Source organism: Corynebacterium amycolatum (genome assembly GCF_016889425.1).
In the GTDB taxonomy this organism is placed as follows: Bacteria; Actinomycetota; Actinomycetes; order Mycobacteriales; family Mycobacteriaceae; genus Corynebacterium; species Corynebacterium amycolatum.
Window position 1 is genome coordinate 233,320 of record NZ_CP069513.1, and the last position, 15,466, is coordinate 248,785.

The 15,466-nt window shown below is 57.6% G+C and carries 20 protein-coding genes and 1 pseudogene; 4 read left to right on the forward strand and 17 right to left on the reverse strand.

Features of this window, described 5'->3' with window-relative positions:
• Positions 1 to 46 precede the first annotated feature (46 nt).
• The 5 genes from rpsD to map all read right to left on the reverse strand — a co-directional run bounded on the left by rpsD (position 47) and on the right by map (position 3,055).
• On the reverse strand, positions 47 to 652 hold the full coding sequence (gene rpsD, locus I6J19_RS01025) for a 30S ribosomal protein S4 (RefSeq protein WP_038627676.1): 606 nt from the start codon (positions 650 to 652) through the stop codon (positions 47 to 49).
• Positions 653 to 676: 24 nt separating this feature from the next.
• Complete coding sequence (rpsK, locus tag I6J19_RS01030) at positions 677 to 1,081, reverse strand: 30S ribosomal protein S11 (RefSeq protein WP_016422078.1); 405 nt, start codon at positions 1,079 to 1,081, stop codon at positions 677 to 679.
• A 3-nt stretch (positions 1,082 to 1,084) separates the two neighbouring features.
• Complete coding sequence (gene rpsM, locus I6J19_RS01035; RefSeq protein ID WP_005509836.1) at positions 1,085 to 1,453, reverse strand: 30S ribosomal protein S13; 369 nt, start codon at positions 1,451 to 1,453, stop codon at positions 1,085 to 1,087.
• 296 nt (positions 1,454 to 1,749) lie between these two features.
• The gene (infA, locus tag I6J19_RS01040) at positions 1,750 to 1,971 is read right to left on the reverse strand and encodes a translation initiation factor IF-1 (protein ID WP_016422077.1); all 222 of its coding nucleotides are present in this window, start codon (positions 1,969 to 1,971) and stop codon (positions 1,750 to 1,752) included.
• Between the two features lie 283 nt (positions 1,972 to 2,254).
• Positions 2,255 to 3,055 carry a type I methionyl aminopeptidase gene (map, locus tag I6J19_RS01045; protein WP_038627674.1) on the reverse strand — a complete coding sequence of 267 codons (801 nt, stop codon included), beginning with the start codon at positions 3,053 to 3,055 and terminating at the stop codon, positions 2,255 to 2,257.
• A 226-nt stretch (positions 3,056 to 3,281) separates the two neighbouring features.
• On the opposite strand from map, the gene I6J19_RS01050 reads away from it, so the two are divergent.
• A complete protein-coding gene (locus tag I6J19_RS01050) occupies positions 3,282 to 3,863 on the forward strand; it encodes a hypothetical protein (protein WP_038627672.1) in 582 nt (193 codons plus the stop codon).
• A 181-nt stretch (positions 3,864 to 4,044) separates the two neighbouring features.
• On the opposite strand, the gene I6J19_RS01055 is transcribed toward I6J19_RS01050, so the two are convergent.
• Together I6J19_RS01055 and secY are read right to left on the reverse strand one after the other, a co-directional pair.
• Positions 4,045 to 4,596, reverse strand: a complete 552-nt coding sequence (locus I6J19_RS01055) for an adenylate kinase (RefSeq protein WP_005509947.1) — start codon at positions 4,594 to 4,596, stop codon at positions 4,045 to 4,047.
• A complete protein-coding gene (gene secY, locus I6J19_RS01060; protein ID WP_141737477.1) occupies positions 4,596 to 5,927 on the reverse strand; it encodes a preprotein translocase subunit SecY in 1,332 nt (443 codons plus the stop codon). The genes I6J19_RS01055 and secY overlap by 1 nt, the downstream gene beginning before the upstream one ends.
• 354 nt (positions 5,928 to 6,281) lie before the next feature.
• Between secY and I6J19_RS11015 the strand changes: the two are divergent.
• Both I6J19_RS11015 and I6J19_RS11020 read left to right on the forward strand, forming a co-directional pair.
• A pseudogene (locus tag I6J19_RS11015) lies at positions 6,282 to 6,896 on the forward strand (6-carboxyhexanoate--CoA ligase); the annotation flags it as partial.
• A 57-nt stretch (positions 6,897 to 6,953) separates the two neighbouring features.
• Positions 6,954 to 8,141, forward strand: a complete 1,188-nt coding sequence (locus tag I6J19_RS11020; RefSeq protein ID WP_370547474.1) for an aminotransferase class I/II-fold pyridoxal phosphate-dependent enzyme — start codon at positions 6,954 to 6,956, stop codon at positions 8,139 to 8,141.
• Between the two features lie 102 nt (positions 8,142 to 8,243).
• Here I6J19_RS11020 and rplO read toward each other — a convergent pair whose 3' ends face one another.
• The 10 genes from rplO to rplN form a co-directional block, all read right to left on the reverse strand.
• Complete coding sequence (gene rplO / locus I6J19_RS01070) at positions 8,244 to 8,690, reverse strand: 50S ribosomal protein L15 (RefSeq protein ID WP_016422071.1); 447 nt, start codon at positions 8,688 to 8,690, stop codon at positions 8,244 to 8,246.
• A gap of 7 nt (positions 8,691 to 8,697) precedes the next feature.
• Positions 8,698 to 8,883 (reverse strand): 50S ribosomal protein L30, encoded by a 186-nt coding sequence (gene rpmD / locus I6J19_RS01075; RefSeq protein WP_187402551.1) that lies wholly within the window; start codon positions 8,881 to 8,883, stop codon positions 8,698 to 8,700.
• 5 nt (positions 8,884 to 8,888) lie between these two features.
• Entirely contained in the window at positions 8,889 to 9,506 is a 618-nt protein-coding gene (gene rpsE, locus I6J19_RS01080; protein WP_005510059.1) for a 30S ribosomal protein S5, read from the reverse strand.
• A 34-nt stretch (positions 9,507 to 9,540) separates the two neighbouring features.
• Positions 9,541 to 9,939: a 50S ribosomal protein L18 gene (rplR, locus tag I6J19_RS01085; RefSeq protein WP_038627668.1), complete on the reverse strand. Its 399-nt coding sequence runs from the start codon at positions 9,937 to 9,939 to the stop codon at positions 9,541 to 9,543.
• On the reverse strand, positions 9,939 to 10,475 hold the full coding sequence (gene rplF / locus I6J19_RS01090) for a 50S ribosomal protein L6 (RefSeq protein ID WP_005509895.1): 537 nt from the start codon (positions 10,473 to 10,475) through the stop codon (positions 9,939 to 9,941). Before rplF ends, rplR begins: the two co-directional genes overlap by 1 nt.
• A gap of 15 nt (positions 10,476 to 10,490) precedes the next feature.
• Entirely contained in the window at positions 10,491 to 10,889 is a 399-nt protein-coding gene (rpsH, locus tag I6J19_RS01095) for a 30S ribosomal protein S8 (protein ID WP_005509822.1), read from the reverse strand.
• Between the two features lie 404 nt (positions 10,890 to 11,293).
• On the reverse strand, positions 11,294 to 12,190 hold the full coding sequence (locus I6J19_RS01100) for a GDSL-type esterase/lipase family protein (protein WP_038627665.1): 897 nt from the start codon (positions 12,188 to 12,190) through the stop codon (positions 11,294 to 11,296).
• A gap of 378 nt (positions 12,191 to 12,568) precedes the next feature.
• Entirely contained in the window at positions 12,569 to 13,123 is a 555-nt protein-coding gene (rplE, locus tag I6J19_RS01105) for a 50S ribosomal protein L5 (protein ID WP_005509901.1), read from the reverse strand.
• Positions 13,124 to 13,125: 2 nt separating this feature from the next.
• Positions 13,126 to 13,440, reverse strand: coding sequence for a 50S ribosomal protein L24 (gene rplX, locus I6J19_RS01110; RefSeq protein ID WP_005509963.1), 315 nt, complete (start codon positions 13,438 to 13,440; stop codon positions 13,126 to 13,128).
• Positions 13,441 to 13,809, reverse strand: a complete 369-nt coding sequence (gene rplN, locus I6J19_RS01115) for a 50S ribosomal protein L14 (RefSeq protein WP_038627660.1) — start codon at positions 13,807 to 13,809, stop codon at positions 13,441 to 13,443. It abuts the gene before it with no gap.
• 297 nt (positions 13,810 to 14,106) lie between these two features.
• On the opposite strand from rplN, the gene I6J19_RS01120 reads away from it, so the two are divergent.
• Positions 14,107 to 15,348 (forward strand): multidrug effflux MFS transporter, encoded by a 1,242-nt coding sequence (locus tag I6J19_RS01120; protein ID WP_187402550.1) that lies wholly within the window; start codon positions 14,107 to 14,109, stop codon positions 15,346 to 15,348.
• Positions 15,349 to 15,466 lie beyond the last annotated feature (118 nt).

Below are 15,466 nucleotides of genomic sequence, written 5' to 3' on the forward strand. Positions count from 1 at the left end.
CTATATGACGCCATAGGGAATGAATGGATGCAAGCGAAGTTAGTTATTACTTCGAGTAGAACTCGACGATCAGCTGTTCCTGAAGCGGAATGTCGATCTGTGCGCGTTCCGGGGTCTGGTGCACGAGGATGCGCAGGGACTCAGGAACAACCTGAAGCCATGCCGGGACGACAGCGTCGACCAGGTTCTCCTGTGCCTCTTCGAACCACATCATCTTCTGCGACTTCGGGCGCACGTCGATGATGTCGTACTGGCTTACCTGGAAGGACGGCACGTTGATCTTCTTACCGTTAACGGTGAAGTGGCCGTGGGAAACCAGCTGACGAGCCTGGCGACGAGTACGAGCCAGACCAGCGCGGTAGACAACGTTGTCGAGACGCGACTCCAGCAGGACGACGAGGTTATCGCCAGTCTTGCCCGGACGACGGTGAGCCTCGGCGTAGTAGCGACGGAACTGCTTCTCCATCACGCCGTAGGTGAAACGTGCCTTCTGCTTCTCCTGGAGCTGGAGCAGGTACTCCGACTCCTTGATACGAGCGCGACCAGCCTGCCCCGGAGGGTAGGGACGACGCTCGAAGTTCATGTCGCCACCGACGAGGTCGACGCGGAGACGACGGGACTTACGGGTTGCGGGACCGGTATAACGGGCCATTTCTGTTCTCTCCTTACCCTATTCCTAGACGCGACGACGCTTCGGCGGACGGCAGCCGTTGTGCGGCTGAGGGGTCACATCCGAGATCGAGGACACCTCAAGGCCAGCAGCCTGGAGGGAACGGATGGCGGTTTCGCGGCCCGAACCCGGACCCTTAACGAAAACGTCAACCTTCTTCATACCGTGCTCCATGGCCTTACGAGCAGCGTTCTCGGCAGCCATCTGGGCAGCGAACGGAGTGGACTTACGGGAGCCCTTGAAACCGACGTGACCCGAGGAGGCCCACGAGATAACAGCGCCCTTCGGGTCCGTGATGGACACGATGGTGTTGTTGAAGGTGGACTTGATGTATGCGTGGCCCTGAGCCACGTTCTTCTTTACAACGCGACGGCCGGTACGACGGCCGCGTGCGGACTTCGGAGCTGCCATGTTTTACTTCTTCTTTCCGGCGATCGTCTTCTTCGGACCCTTACGCGTACGAGCGTTGGTCTTGGTGCGCTGACCACGGACCGGCAGGCCACGACGGTGGCGCAGACCCTGGTAGGAACCAATCTCAATCTTGCGGCGGATATCAGCCTGAACCTGACGGCGGAGGTCACCCTCGACCTTCCAGGTGGCCTCAATCACGTCACGCAGCGCGGCGACCTGCTCATCAGTGAGAGCATCGGTACGCAGGTCCGGAGAGATGCCAGTCTTCTCCAGCAGCTCATTGGCACGGGCAGGGCCGATGCCATAAATGTAGGTAAGAGCGACCTCCATACGCTTGTTGCGTGGCAGGTCAACTCCAGCAAGGCGTGCCATACGGCAATTTCCTTCCGGTTGATGCGGTGGTTTACTCCACTGCCACCCTTCCCAGGCCCGGCTTAGTCGGTCGGACGCCGAGTCGCGCAGGTGTTATAGAAAGGCTCCAGCCACCGTTGCCGGAGGTAGTCTCGCTTACTTCTGTGGAAAAGCTTTCATAAAGAACCGCCGCGCCAATCTGCTGAGACGCCAGGCCTCAACATCACGCGGCCGTCACCAGAAGCAGCTAGGACGGTGGAGTTTCTGTCTAGTTAGTAAATAAGCCCATAACCACTACCAACAGTGGTCAGGTCGATTTACTTGTAGCGGTAGACGATTCGCCCACGCTCGAGATCGTAGGGAGAGAGCTCCACTACGACTCGGTCTTCCGGGAGAATACGGATGTAGTGCTGGCGCATCTTGCCACTGATATGGGCGAGCACCTTGTGCCCGTTGTCCAGCTCCACTCGGAACATCGCGTTCGGCAAGGGCTCGACGACGCGACCCTCAACCTCAATTGCGCCTTCCTTTTTAGCCATGTCCTCCACGTCTCTCTGGCGGATACCCGGGACAATCCCGGCACCAGTTGGGAAATCTCTACTCTGCCTGGTGTTTTAGCAGTTCCGTGCAGGGATAATCATCACTGCAGCGACACTGCGCCCACACCATCGCCCAACTTTACACGCGACCTGCGTTTTTACCAAATACGACCATTATGGGACCGGTTGCAAGCGACGGCAGGCTGGTTCGCTCCACCCGTTCAGAATTCATCGCAGCCTTTATGGCAACATTCTGACCTTTCGCTTGGCCCTCACGCACTAGTTATTCGTATCGAGGAGTCAAAATACGGGGGCCGTCCGCCGTGGCGGCAACTGTATGCTCCCAATGGGAGGCCGGCATTCTATCCGCGCTGACGACCGTCCAGCCGTCGTCAAGCTCATCACTACCCCACTCGCCGCCGAGAATGAGCATCGGCTCAATGGCCAATACGGAGCCTTCGACGATGCGGGGGCCCTTTCCAGCTTTGCCCTCGTTGGGCAGGAAGGGGTCCATGTGCATCTCCCGCCCAATGCCGTGCCCGCCATATCCATCTACGATGCCGAGCTCAATATCGTGGCGCAGTTCAGCCTCACGGGTGGCCATTTCAAGCGCATACGAAATATCGGTGAGGCGAGCGCCCGGAACCATGGCCTTAATACCTTCGGTGAGGACCTCTGATGTCGCAATGTTCAGTTTTTCGACATCTTCACTCAGCTTTCCGACGCCGAACGTAAGTGCCGAATCACCGTGCCAGCCATCCAGGATTGCGCCACAGTCAATTGAGACTAAATCACCATCGGCGAGAACCGTAGAGCTTGACGGAATGCCGTGGACAACAACTTCATTCACAGATGCGCAGACAGACGCCGGAAAACCTTCATAGCCAAGGAAGGACGGCGTTGCGCCAGCATCGATAATGACCTGGTGCGCGATCTCATTGAGATCTGCCGTGGTCACCCCCGGCTTAGCAGCGTTTCTGCAAGCCAGCAATGCACGACCGACAATCTCGCCGGCCGCTTGCATCGCATCCAATTCTCCCTCGGTGCGGGCAGGAACTACTTTGCGGCGGCGTCGAAAACTCATCACGCTGGTTGAGTCTACTCTGACTTAGAAGGGAACCACCGGCTAGCCGAATCCCGCCACCTACGAGGGCATCGCTCCCCCAGCCAGCGCTCTGCTTCATGTATTTCTACGAGGCGTTGCATGGGAATCTTTATGGATGTTCATTCGTGACGCTTAATCTGCAATCGGCTTGCTTCGTTTTTCGGGCGGTTTACACCCAAAGTTGAGCTGCCCTACGATAACTGGCATGCATTCACTGTTGAAGTCCGCGCAGACTGCGGGCGCTGTTATTGCCACCAGCTCACTTTTCCTGGTTGGCGCTTGCTCAAGCAATCCCGAACCGTCGCCAGCGCCGACTATCCCCTCCACTTCCCCTGCCGCGGAATCGCCGGAGACCCCTGGAAGCACCTCGGGTTTCATGGGCACCTCTGCACTGCCTGAGTCAATCCAAAACTTCACACCTGATGCAATTAAGGAGGCGATTGGCAGCTGCGCCGAGTCGGATGACTCTAAACCCGTCATTTTTGGCAGCGAGAGCGTACATGGCTTCACCTGCGTAATGGCAGTTGGAGACGGTGGCACCGCAATGCTCAGTACGGCCGAGGACCCGGCCACTGTCGAGCGCATTAACGAAAAGGCTGAGTCCGTCGAAAACTACGTACCATACGAGCTACCCGGCAAGCACGCATTTAGCGGCATCAACAAGGGGTCCCCTTTCGTTATGGTCATTGACGAGGCCAACCGCATCTACCAAGAGTTCGTTTTCGCGAATATCAGCGCTGAGGCCGCGCAGCCACTCATCGACCAGATTATTCAGGACTTCCAGTAGCCCTCACTATCGGCTGCCCCCCCCACCCCCGCCCCAGACCCCAACAGCCACACACAAAAGCCGCCCTTCCAAACCTCAACGGTTCGAAAGGGCGGCTTCAACAACCACCTACAACCGGCAAACCCATCGGCTCCAGCCAGCAAAAAAGCTAGAGCGTCTAGTTATCCGGCGCGCCAGGAGCTTAGTTCAGCTTCTCCAGCTCAGCCATCGTGCGCTCGTTAATCTCCTCAACGGATCCCTCAGCGGCAATCTTGATGATCTTCTCCGAGTAGTAATCCAGCAAAGGAGCGGTCTCATTGGTGTACACATGCATGCGGTTGCGGATGACCTCTTCAGTGTCGTCTGCGCGACCACGGGCCAGCATGCGCTCGACTACGACATCCTCAGAAACGTCGAACTGTACGACCGCATCCAGCTCAGTGCCGAGGTTGGACAGCAGACGCTTCAGCTCTTCTGCTTGACCAACAGTGCGCGGGAAGCCATCCAACAGGAACCCCTTGGCAGCGTCGTCCTCGTTCAGACGGGACTCGACCATACGCACAGTCACGTCGTCCGGAACAAGGTTGCCGGCGTCGATGTAGGACTTCGCCTCAATGCCGAGCGGAGTACCTTCACCGATGTTTGCGCGAAACAGGTCACCGGTGGAGATGTGTGGGACACCGAGCTTCTCCGAGAGGATAGCTGCCTGAGTGCCCTTGCCTGCACCGGGAGGACCTACAAGTACGAGTCGCATTACTTCAAGAACCCTTCGTAGTTACGTTGCATCATTTGGCTTTCAACCTGCTTGACCGTCGTCAGCGCAACACTGACCAGAATCAGCAGGGCTGTACCTCCAAACATACCGCCTCGACCAGCGTTCGCGTCGCCAAGCCCCATATCAAGAGCGACATTTGGCAGAACAGCGATCAGTGCCAGGTACAGCGAGCCGACAGTCAGCAGGCGAATCAGGACGTAGGACAGGTATTCAGCAGTCGGACGCCCCGGGCGGAAGCCCGGAATGAATCCGCCGTACTTCTTCATGTTCTCCGCCTGCTCGTGCGGGTCATACTGCACGGAGGTGTAGAAGAAGGAGAAGAAGATAATCATCAGGAAGAACAGCAGAATGTACTGCCAACTGGACGGCGCCAGCAGGTACTGAATGACATTGCGCTGCCACCAGTTGTCCATGTTCGGATTCGACTGACCGGACTGAACAATCTGGGTAATCAGAACCGGCACGTAAATCAGAGAGGACGCGAAGATGACCGGGATAACACCGGCCTGGTTCACCTTCAGCGGCAGGTAGGTGGAAGATCCGCCGTACTGGCGACGACCAACCATGCGCTTTGCGTACTGCACCGGAATACGGCGCTGTCCCTGCTCAATGAAAATAACGCCGATGATGAGAATCAGCACGGCAACAATCACGGTGGCAAACACGACACCGGTAGTGGAGCGCAGAATGTTCGCTCCCTGCGCCGGCATACCAGCGGCGATACCGGAGAAAATCAGCAGTGACATACCGTTGCCGACCCCTCGGTCAGTGATGAGCTCACCCATCCACATGACCAGCACGGCACCGGAGGTCATCACAACGACCATCACCACGAGGTCAAAGACACCCGCATCCTTAACCAGCAGCGACTGCGAGCCGCCCAGCAGGGCGCCACGGTCTGCCATGGCCACAATGCCCGCAGACTGCAGCAACGCCAACGCCACTGTGAGGTAGCGGGTGTACTGGGTCATCTTTGTCTGACCCGACTGCCCTTCCTTCTTCAACTGCTCGAAGTGTGGAATCACCACCGTGAGCAGCTGGACGATAATCGAGGCCGTAATGTACGGCATAATGCCGATGCCGAAAATCGCCATCTGCAGCAGAGCGCCACCTGAGAACAGGTTGATCAGCGAGTAAACGCTGGACTGATCTTTCGAAATCTGCTCGAGCTGCGCGTTGACCAACTGGTAGTCGATACCAGGGGTTGGAATCTGCGAGCCGATTCGGTACAGAATGATCATCGTCAGAGTGAAGAAGATCTTCTTACGCAAATCGGGATCGCGCAACGCCGCAATGAGACCGGAAGCCACGTGCATCCTCCCGAGGTCAAGAAATCCGCTTCTCCCACGCTTTTCCCGAAAGATTTACCCGCTTATCCGCCAGTAGTCTTCCGTTTTAGTTAAGCAACGCGGATGACGTATTCCTCAAACCTTTAATTGACAGTATTTGACGTAGTGAGTCTACCAGCGTTTCTCCATATCGTCGCAATACGCCTCTATATCACCGTTAGTACAGCGCCCCGTCAATCACCCTCTTTTCGCTTGACGACGATTCCAGCGCTCATCCCCTCTGAGCCCCCGCCCTCTCATGTGCTCCACCCAACCTTCTCAAACAAAACTTGAACAGTGTTAAAGTTTTGCTCTGTGAGTACCTACAGCATCCGCATGCGCTCCAGCGCCGATGGCTGCCATATCTCTGGCGCTGAGCGTCTTGCACCGGCCACCGAACTACCTCAGTTGGCTTCTGCTATGACTAGCCGTGCACTTCACCACGACAAGGGGCGAGCCGACACAATTCACATCACTGCGGACAAGATTGATGAGTCGACCATCAGCACCGTGCCGGCGTTAGTCCCCTTTCTAGAGTCGAACTCCAGCCCTGGGGACGCCCGCAAGCTCATTACTCAACGCCTACACGCTGCAGGTATACAGGCCGCCGATATCGCCGTCGAGATGGCCTATTCACTCACGGGTCTTCGCGGCGCCGCTCTTATCGATGCCTCCTCCGGTGAGCGGCTCGACCCAAACCCAGCCCGCGGTGTACGGGTTTCCACTTTTGATGCCATCTCACACCCCAGCAAGGACTGCGCCAAGGACCATTTTCACGAGGCGCTCATCCTCGCATCCAAGGTTCACAGCGCCCCGGGCATCGTCGCAGAAATCTGCCTCTCCGACGATCCCTTTTACACGCGTGGCTATCTCGCACTGGACGGAATCTTCCACCGTATCCCCAATATCAAGGACCACGGCAGCACTCTTGGTACTCGCATTTTCATCGTTGAACCCGGCATCGATATCCCCGAGCTAATCGACTACCTGGAGAACACGCCGGTCTATATCGAGCTCCCAGCTGACGCCAGTTTCTCGACGGACACTACCGGCCTCAGCAGCGACCTCTCAGCAATCGCCGCCCAAAGAAACACGGCCTGGGCCGGTGCAGGACTTGCCCGCACACTGCGCACTTTCGAAACCGCACAACTACCGCATAGCCGAATTGACGGAGCCGACTACCTATTGTTTTCTTCTTCGGACTACCTCGGCCTGTCCACGCACCCTGAGCTCATCTCAGCTGCCACCGAGGCAATTGGATATTTCGGCACCGGGTCCGGCGGCTCTCGCTTAACCACTGGCACTAGCATCCACAGCGCACTTGAGAATGAACTCGCGCAGTTCTTCGGTTTCGACGATGCCGTTCTCTTTGCTACTGGCTACCAGGCGAACCACTCAACCATCGCTGCCATCGCCACCGCCGACGTTGAAATCTTCTCCGACGCCGCCAACCATGCTTCCATCATTGACGGATGCCGCAATGCCCGAGCTAAAGTCACGGTCTTTCCGCACACTGACTACCAGGCACTCGACCATCTCCTCGCAACATCGAGCGCCCGCCACAAACTTGTCATCTCCGACTCCGTGTTCTCTATGTCAGGCGAGGTCATCGACGGCCCGGCACTCGAGCGCACCTGTCACCGTCGCAACGCATGGCTGATGCTTGACGACGCCCACGGCGTCGGAGTTATCGGAGAACACGGTCGTGGCACTGCAGCGCACCTGGGCATTCGCCCGGACATTGTGGTCGGCACCGCGAGCAAGGCTCTCGGGGTCGAAGGAGGATACGTTCTCTGCTCGGCACCAGTTGGCGAACTGCTACGCAATCAAGCCCGTAGCTACGTGTACTCAACGTCCATGAACCCTGGTTCTGTCGCAGCTATCCGCGCAGCGTTGAAGCAGTTGGAGGTTGGGGACGTCGTCAAGCGATTGCAACGTAATATTGCGTGCGTCCGCTCCCTGGTTGGCGCGCAGTCAGACCCCGCATCTGCCATCATCCCGCTGCCCGTCGGGGACGAGACCGAAGCGATGGACGCCTCAGCACAGTTGGCGGAGCTAGGCGTGTTTATACCTGCAATTCGCTATCCGACGGTGCCCCGTGGTGAGGCAATGTTGCGATTGACCATCACCGCGCTGCACACCGACGCTGACATCGACCAACTGGAGTGGGCTCTGCGAACCACCGGCCTGCTGTAAGCCAGCGGTTTGCGCTGCCCTCCCCTCCAATTTCCTCCCTCTCAATACAAAAAAGCTCCTAACCACATGGGTTAGGAGCTTTTCTATTAAAGCTTAAATGCTTTAAGCCTCAGTGACAGAGCCGCCTGCAGCCTCGATCTTGGACTTTGCGGAGCCCGAGAACTTGGTTGCGGTGACGTTGACGGAGACGTTGATGTCGCCGTCGCCGAGGACCTTCACCGGCTGGTTAGCGCGGACGGCGCCCTTTGCAACCAGGTCGGCGATGGTGACGTCGCCACCGTTCGGGAACAGACGCTCCAAATCCGAAACGTTGACCACCTGGAAGGTGACCTTCGCCGGGTTCTTGAAGCCCTTCAACTTCGGCAGACGCATGTGAAGTGGCATCTGGCCACCCTCGAATGCTGCCGAAACCTGCTTGCGGGCCTTGGTGCCCTTGGTGCCGCGACCAGCGGTCTTACCCTTGGAAGCCTCACCACGGCCGACGCGAGTCTTCTTCTTCTTAGCACCCGGAGCCGGGGCCAAGTCGTGGAGCTTAATTGGTTCGCTCATGGTTTACCTACTCCCCCGCTACTTCTTCAACCTCGACCAGGTGACGCACAACGTTCACGAGACCGCGCACAGCCGGAGAATCCGGGCGGACGACGGAATCGTTGATGCGCTTCAGGCCGAGGGTGCGCAGCGAATCCTTCTGCTTCTGCTCGGTACCAGCGGTACCACGGACCTGGGTAATCTTCAGTGCCATGGAAATCACGCTCCCTGACCTGCGCGTGCGCGCAGCATACGTGCCGGGGTGACCTCTTCGAGGGACTTGCCACGACGTGCGGCGACCTCTTCAGGGCGAACCAGCTGCTTGAGAGCATCAACGGTTGCGTGAACAACGTTGATGGAGTTGTTGGTACCCAGCGACTTGGACAGAACATCCTGAACACCGGCGCACTCGAGAACCGGGCGGACAGCGCCGCCGGCAATCAGACCGGTACCCGGAGCAGCCGGGCGCAGCAGCACGATGCCAGCAGCGGTCTCACCCTGAACCGGGTGGGTGATGGTGCCAGCAATCATCGGGACGCGGAAGAAGTTCTTACGAGCCTCTTCAGCACCCTTCTGGATAGCTGCCGGTACTTCCTTGGCCTTGCCGTAGCCGACGCCGACCATGCCCTCGCCGTCACCGACGATGACCAGAGCGGTGAAGCTGAAGCGACGACCGCCCTTGACGACCTTGGAAACTCGGTTAATAGTTACTACGCGCTCGATGTACTGCGAACGCTCGTCCTGCTGGCGACGGTCGTTACCGCGGCCACCACGACGGTTGTTGTTCTTGTTGTCAGCGGAGTTACGTCCGCCTTCGCGCTTATCGCGTTCCGACATCACGCATTCCTTCCGTTGGACTTGTAAGTGCGCATTAGAACTTCAGACCACCTTCACGGGCAGCCTCGGCCAGAGCAGCAACGCGGCCGTGGTACTGGTAGCCACCGCGGTCGAAAACGACATTCTCGATGCCAGCATCCTTAGCGCGAGCAGCAATCAACTCGCCGACCTTGGCGCTCTTGGCCTTCTTGTCGCCCTCGAAGCCACGGAGATCTGCGTCCAGAGTGGAAGCAGCGGCCAGGGTACGACCGATAGAGTCGTCGATAACCTGAGCGGTGATGTGGCGGGAAGAGCGGTGCACGACGAGGCGCGGTGCCTCGGAGGTGCCGCGGACGTTCTTGCGCAAGCGTGCGTGACGGCGGGCGCGGGCGACACGACGACGAGTCGAGATGTCCTTGCCTACCGGGAGGCGCTTTTCGTTGGTGTTGCTCATTACTTACCCGTCTTTCCGATCTTGCGACGGATCTGCTCGCCATCGTAACGAATGCCCTTGCCCTTGTAAGGATCATCCTTACGCAGACGACGGATGTTAGCTGCGAGCTGTCCGACCTGCTGCTTATCAATACCTGTGATCGACAGCTTGGTGGTGCCGTCGACATCGAAGGTGATACCTTCCGGTGCTTCGATCAGGACTGGGTGCGAGTAGCCCAAGGAGAACTCGAGGTCCTTGCCCTTCTTGGCGACACGGTAACCAACACCGAAGATTTCCATCTTGATGGTGTAGCCCTCGGTCACACCGACAACCATATTGTTGATCAGCGAACGGGACAGGCCGTGCAGGGAGCGGCTCTTGCGGTGGTCATCCGGGCGGTTGACCACAATCTCATTGTCCTTCAGCTCAACGGTAATTGGAGCCGGGATAGAGACAGACAGCTCGCCCTTCGGGCCCTTGACGGAAACGTCCTGGCCGTTGACCTGTGCAGTAACATTTGCCGGGACAACGACAGGGTTCTTACCAATACGAGACATTGTGTAGTTCCCCCTTTACCAGACGTAAGCGAGGACTTCCCCGCCAACCTTCTTCTCGTAAGCCTGACGGTCAGTCAGCAGGCCCTGAGACGTGGAGATGATAGCCACGCCCAGGCCACCGAGGACCTTCGGCAGGTTAGTGGACTTTGCGTAAACACGCAGACCCGGCTTGGAGACGCGACGCACGCCAGCGATCGAACGCTCGCGGGATGGGCCGTACTTCAGGTTCAGGGTCAGGGTCTTGCCGACCTTGGCATCCTCGACTGCGTAGTCCGCAATGTAACCCTCAGACTTGAGGATCTCGGCGATGTTAGCCTTCAGCTTGGACGACGGCATCGAGACAGAGTCGTGGTACGCGTTGTTAGCGTTGCGCACGCGCGACAGCATGTCGGCGATTGGGTCAGTCATGGTCATGGTTAGTGACCGCTTCCTTTCTCGCTGCGGTTCCTTCTCACCTCGTGGCTAACTCCAATGACCGCGCAAACAGCAACTGTCACACGGCAAAAGCTTAAGATGGAGCGACTACCAATATCGTGATTCCGGCGATTTAAGGGCTACTGTTCGCCAACTCGGTTCAATAGCCGAGTCAGCTCGCCACCCAGGTGACGCCAGAGACGATGCGAGGCGAGGGGGCCTACAGCAAAGTTCTTACATTTTTACTGCCGCACCTCTTACAGAGGGCAGACCTGGTGATACTAACAAATACCGACCGAAATGCAAAAACGCCGCGGCTGGACGTTAGTCCGCTCGCGGCGTGAAGCCCCACCAATTAGCAGTGGAACTCAATTTCTAGCCGATATGGCGCCGGCTAGAGGAAATTAGTAGAGCTGGTCGGCGATGATGTTACCCATAGCCTTTTCGCCAGCCACCGTCGGGTGATTGGTCATCGGGCCCATCACCGGATCTGCGAAACCGGCGACGAAGCGCTCATCCGGGTTTGGGTTGCAGGTACCGTGGCCGAGGGTTGCCTCGTAGACGTCGATGAAGCCGGCACCTACGTGCTGAGACGCGGAGCGAATGCTGTCGCGGAATGCCCCCTGAATCTCGCTGGCACCCGGTGCCGGGATCGGGAAGGTCTGGTTCGGGGCGTTCACCAGGCACAGCTGGTCATTGGTAGCGTACTCAGGGTACGAAGCCAGGACGACCTGAGCACCCGGAGCAACCTGGTGGACGCGGTCAGTGAACTGACGCAGCGTCTGCTTGAACAGCGACGGAGCCTTGGGGTCCGGCTTTGCGACCAGCTCGCCTGCCACGTCAACCCACTGGACCCAGTCCATGCCGCCGTACATCAGGACAACCTTCTCAGTGCCCTCTCCGATGTCGCCGTACTGGATGGAAGCTTCCAGGTATGCGAGGAGCTGACCCGGGAAGCCACCAAGACCGTTACAGGACCAGTCACCCAGGGACTTGTTCAGCTTCGACGCTGCAATCTTCGGCCAGTTTTCCATGTCGGTGGCACAGTTAGCGACCAGCACGTTCTGCCCCGGCGCCAGGCCACGCGGGCCACCCTTACCGGCATTAGCGGTGAAGGAGTCACCGAAGGTGACGATCTGCTTGACGCCCTTCGGGCCGGTGTCGCCGATACCCGGAATCGGAATGTTCGGCATTTCCGGCAGTGCCGGCTGTGCGTTGGCAGCACCTGCGCCCAAGCTCAGACCCAGAGCCGCAACAGTTGCAACAGCAGCCGAGCGGACGGCCACGGAGAAGTTCTTCATGTAGTTAATCCCTTTGCGTTTTAACTTAAGGACCGCTCTGTGTAGAACCACTGGCTCAACCACACAGAAGCTGAAGTCACTTAAATCTTGCCCAAATTGATAACGACCACAATGCATTTTGGCGGCCGTCACTATGACGAATGGCAGTTTACAACGAAATCATCACGAACGCCTAACTTTCATTTAAGAAAGCTTGTGACTTTACTAATTTTCAACCCCCAAAAAGGGTCAACTTTCACACCGGCAACACTGGTAACTTTTGCGCAGGCCCCGCACAGCGACATCCCCCCATGAACATAAGGGTTAACGGAGCAGCAAAAAGCCCCGGAGGCCAAGCGGCATCCGAGGCTTCAGACAGAAGCTACCGAAGAGGCAAAACTACTTCTTGAACGGGAAGCCCAGCTCGCGCAGCAGCGCGCGGCCTTCCTCATTGTTGGTAGCGGTGGTCACGACGGTGATGTCCATACCGCGCGGGCGGTCGATCTTGTCAACGTCGATCTCGTAGAACATGGTCTGCTCAGACAGTCCGAAGGTGTAGTTACCGTGACCATCGAACTGCTGATCAGACAGACCGCGGAAGTCGCGGATTCGCGGCAGAGCCACGGTCAGCAGACGATCCAGGAACTCCCACATACGGTCGCCACGCAGGGTGACGCGAGCGCCGATGGCGTCGCCTTCACGAAGCTTGAAGTTAGCGATCGACTTGCGAGCGCGACGGGTCTCCGGCTTCTGACCGGTGATCAGAGTCAGGTCGTTGATAGCACCGTTGATCTGCTTCTTGTCCTGAGCAGCAGCGCCGACGCCCATGTTAACGACGACCTTGGTAACGCCCGGAATCTGCATGACGTTCTCGTAGGAGAACTCTTCCTGCATCTTGCCGCGAATCTCATCGCGGTAACGGGCCTTCAGACGAGGGGTGTAATTTTCGCTCATGCTTAGATGTCCTTCCCGGTACGGCGGGAGATGCGAACCTTCTTGCCGTCCTCATCGAAGCGGTAACCAACGCGAGTCGGGGTACCATCTTCGTCGACCAGCATGACGTTCGACACGTGAATCGGAGCTTCCTGAGTGACAATGCCACCCGAGGATGCACCGCGCTCCGCAGCGGAGTTTGCAACGTGCTTCTTGATACGGTTAACGCCCTCGACCAGGACCTTGTCGCGCTTCGGGTAGGCCTCGATGACCTTGCCCTGAGCACCCTTGTCCGGACCGGAGATAACCAGCACGGTATCGCCCTTACGGATCTTCACTTAAATCACCTCCGGTGCGAGCGAGACAATCTTCATGAACTTCTTGTCACGCAGCTCACGCGCGACCGGGCCGAAAATACGGGTGCCCTTTGGCTCACCGTCGGCCTTGATGATGACAGCTGCATTCTCGTCGAACGAGATGTAGGAGCCGTCCGGACGACGGGTCTCCTTCTTCGCACGGACGATGACTGCCTTAACAATTTCGCCTGCCTTGACGTTGCCGCCCGGAGTAGCTTCCTTGACAGTTGCGACAATGGTGTCGCCAATGCCAGCGAAGCGTCGGGTCGAGCCGCCGAGAACGCGGATGCACTGGATTTCACGTGCACCAGTGTTGTCGGCAACGCGCAGACGGGATTCCTGCTGAATCACTGCGTTTCTCCTGACCTGGTTGCATTGTGCGTCAGATTTCCGTCCTAAACGCACGCGGTCTTTATGTCTTGTGTTTACGCTTTACGACGAAAGCACCTGCTAGAGGCAACTTCCATATCGCTTTGACCCCATGCTAGCTACGGTCATAGACCGTTGAGAGCAGCACGCAGCCACTTCGCGCAACCTGTGTATTATGGCACGTTCGTGCGGGACAACAAAATCCCTTAGTTTCATGCCCCCAACATGGTTTATACCCTCCGCAGCAACCCTATTCCGCGGAAACCCTAGACTGAGACAGTGACAAATCCACATTCCGAGAACGCTCAGACACAGCCAGCACAGACGCTTCCGGTATCGCTACTTGCCGGGTTAGCCTTATTATCCGCCGCCGCCCCGTTCGGCGCAGATACATACCTGGCCTCCTTCGTGGAGATAGCCAAGGAGTTCTCCACAACCGAGTCAATGGTTCAGCTCACTCTGGCAACCTTCATGATCGGTATGGCTGCAGGGCAGCTCGTCATTGGCGCTCTCTCCGATAGTTTGGGCCGTAGGAAGTTGCTTCTCATTGCGACTTTGGTGTTCTTGGGCTCGTCAATCCTCTGTGCAATAGCACCGAATATTGGCACGCTTATTGCAATGCGCCTGTTCCAGGGGTTAGCTGGTGGCTCCACAGTGGTTCTGGCTCGTGCTGTAGTCCCAGACCTCTTGAAGGGCAAGGCATCAGCGAGAGCTTTCTCGACGCTGATGGGCATTTCCTCCATCGCCCCGGCAATCGCTCCCCTTGTGAGTGGCTTTCTGGGCCCCGCATTCGGCTGGCGCAGCGTGTTCTGGTTTCTCGCAGCCATCAACGTCGCGATGGTCGCGATTGTGTTTCTGATGGTTCCGGAAACTCTACCGCCAGAGCGACGCTCCACAGGCTCTCTGCGCAATCTCCTGCCCAATATCGGCAGGCTGCTACAGCGGCCCGTATTTGTCGGCTACTTGTTAGCTTTCGCTGGTGGCTTCTCGGTGATGTTCTCCTATATCGCTGCGTCACCCTTTATCTTCCAGGAGCTGCTGGGGCTCACCCCTACTCAGTTCTCTCTCGTGTTCGCATCCAATGCAGCGATGTTGACCTTTGTGTCAATCCTCAACGGCAAGATGATCAACCGGCTTCATCCCCGCAAGGGCATTTTAGTTGCACTCACGGTCATGCTCGTGACGTCGATAGGCCTGATTGTTAATGCCATAGTCGGGATTAACTTCTTCACTACTTGGCTGTTGCTGTTCATTACGGTACCGATGATGCCGCTGATCTTCGCCAATGCCACAGCACTCGGAATTGAGGAGGTTCGAGATATCGGAATTGGCTCAGGTTCCGGCCTCATGGGCTTCGCACAGTTCCTCGCGGCCGCCACGGTTTCCCCGTTGGTGGGGCTTGGTTCCAATCTGCCTTTATCAATGGCCATATCAATGTTGACCTGCGCGCTGATTGCGCTGATCGCGGTATTGACATTGACGCACGACGGCCTCCGCAAACACCCACATAAGCTGGCATAAAACTACATACGAGAGGACTGCCCTCGTTTCACTTCACTGGTTGAGAATGTGCCCGAATCGGCATTAAATCGATGGTGAGGCCTCGTACCACCCGTAGGCGTGAGGCTGACATGGGAGA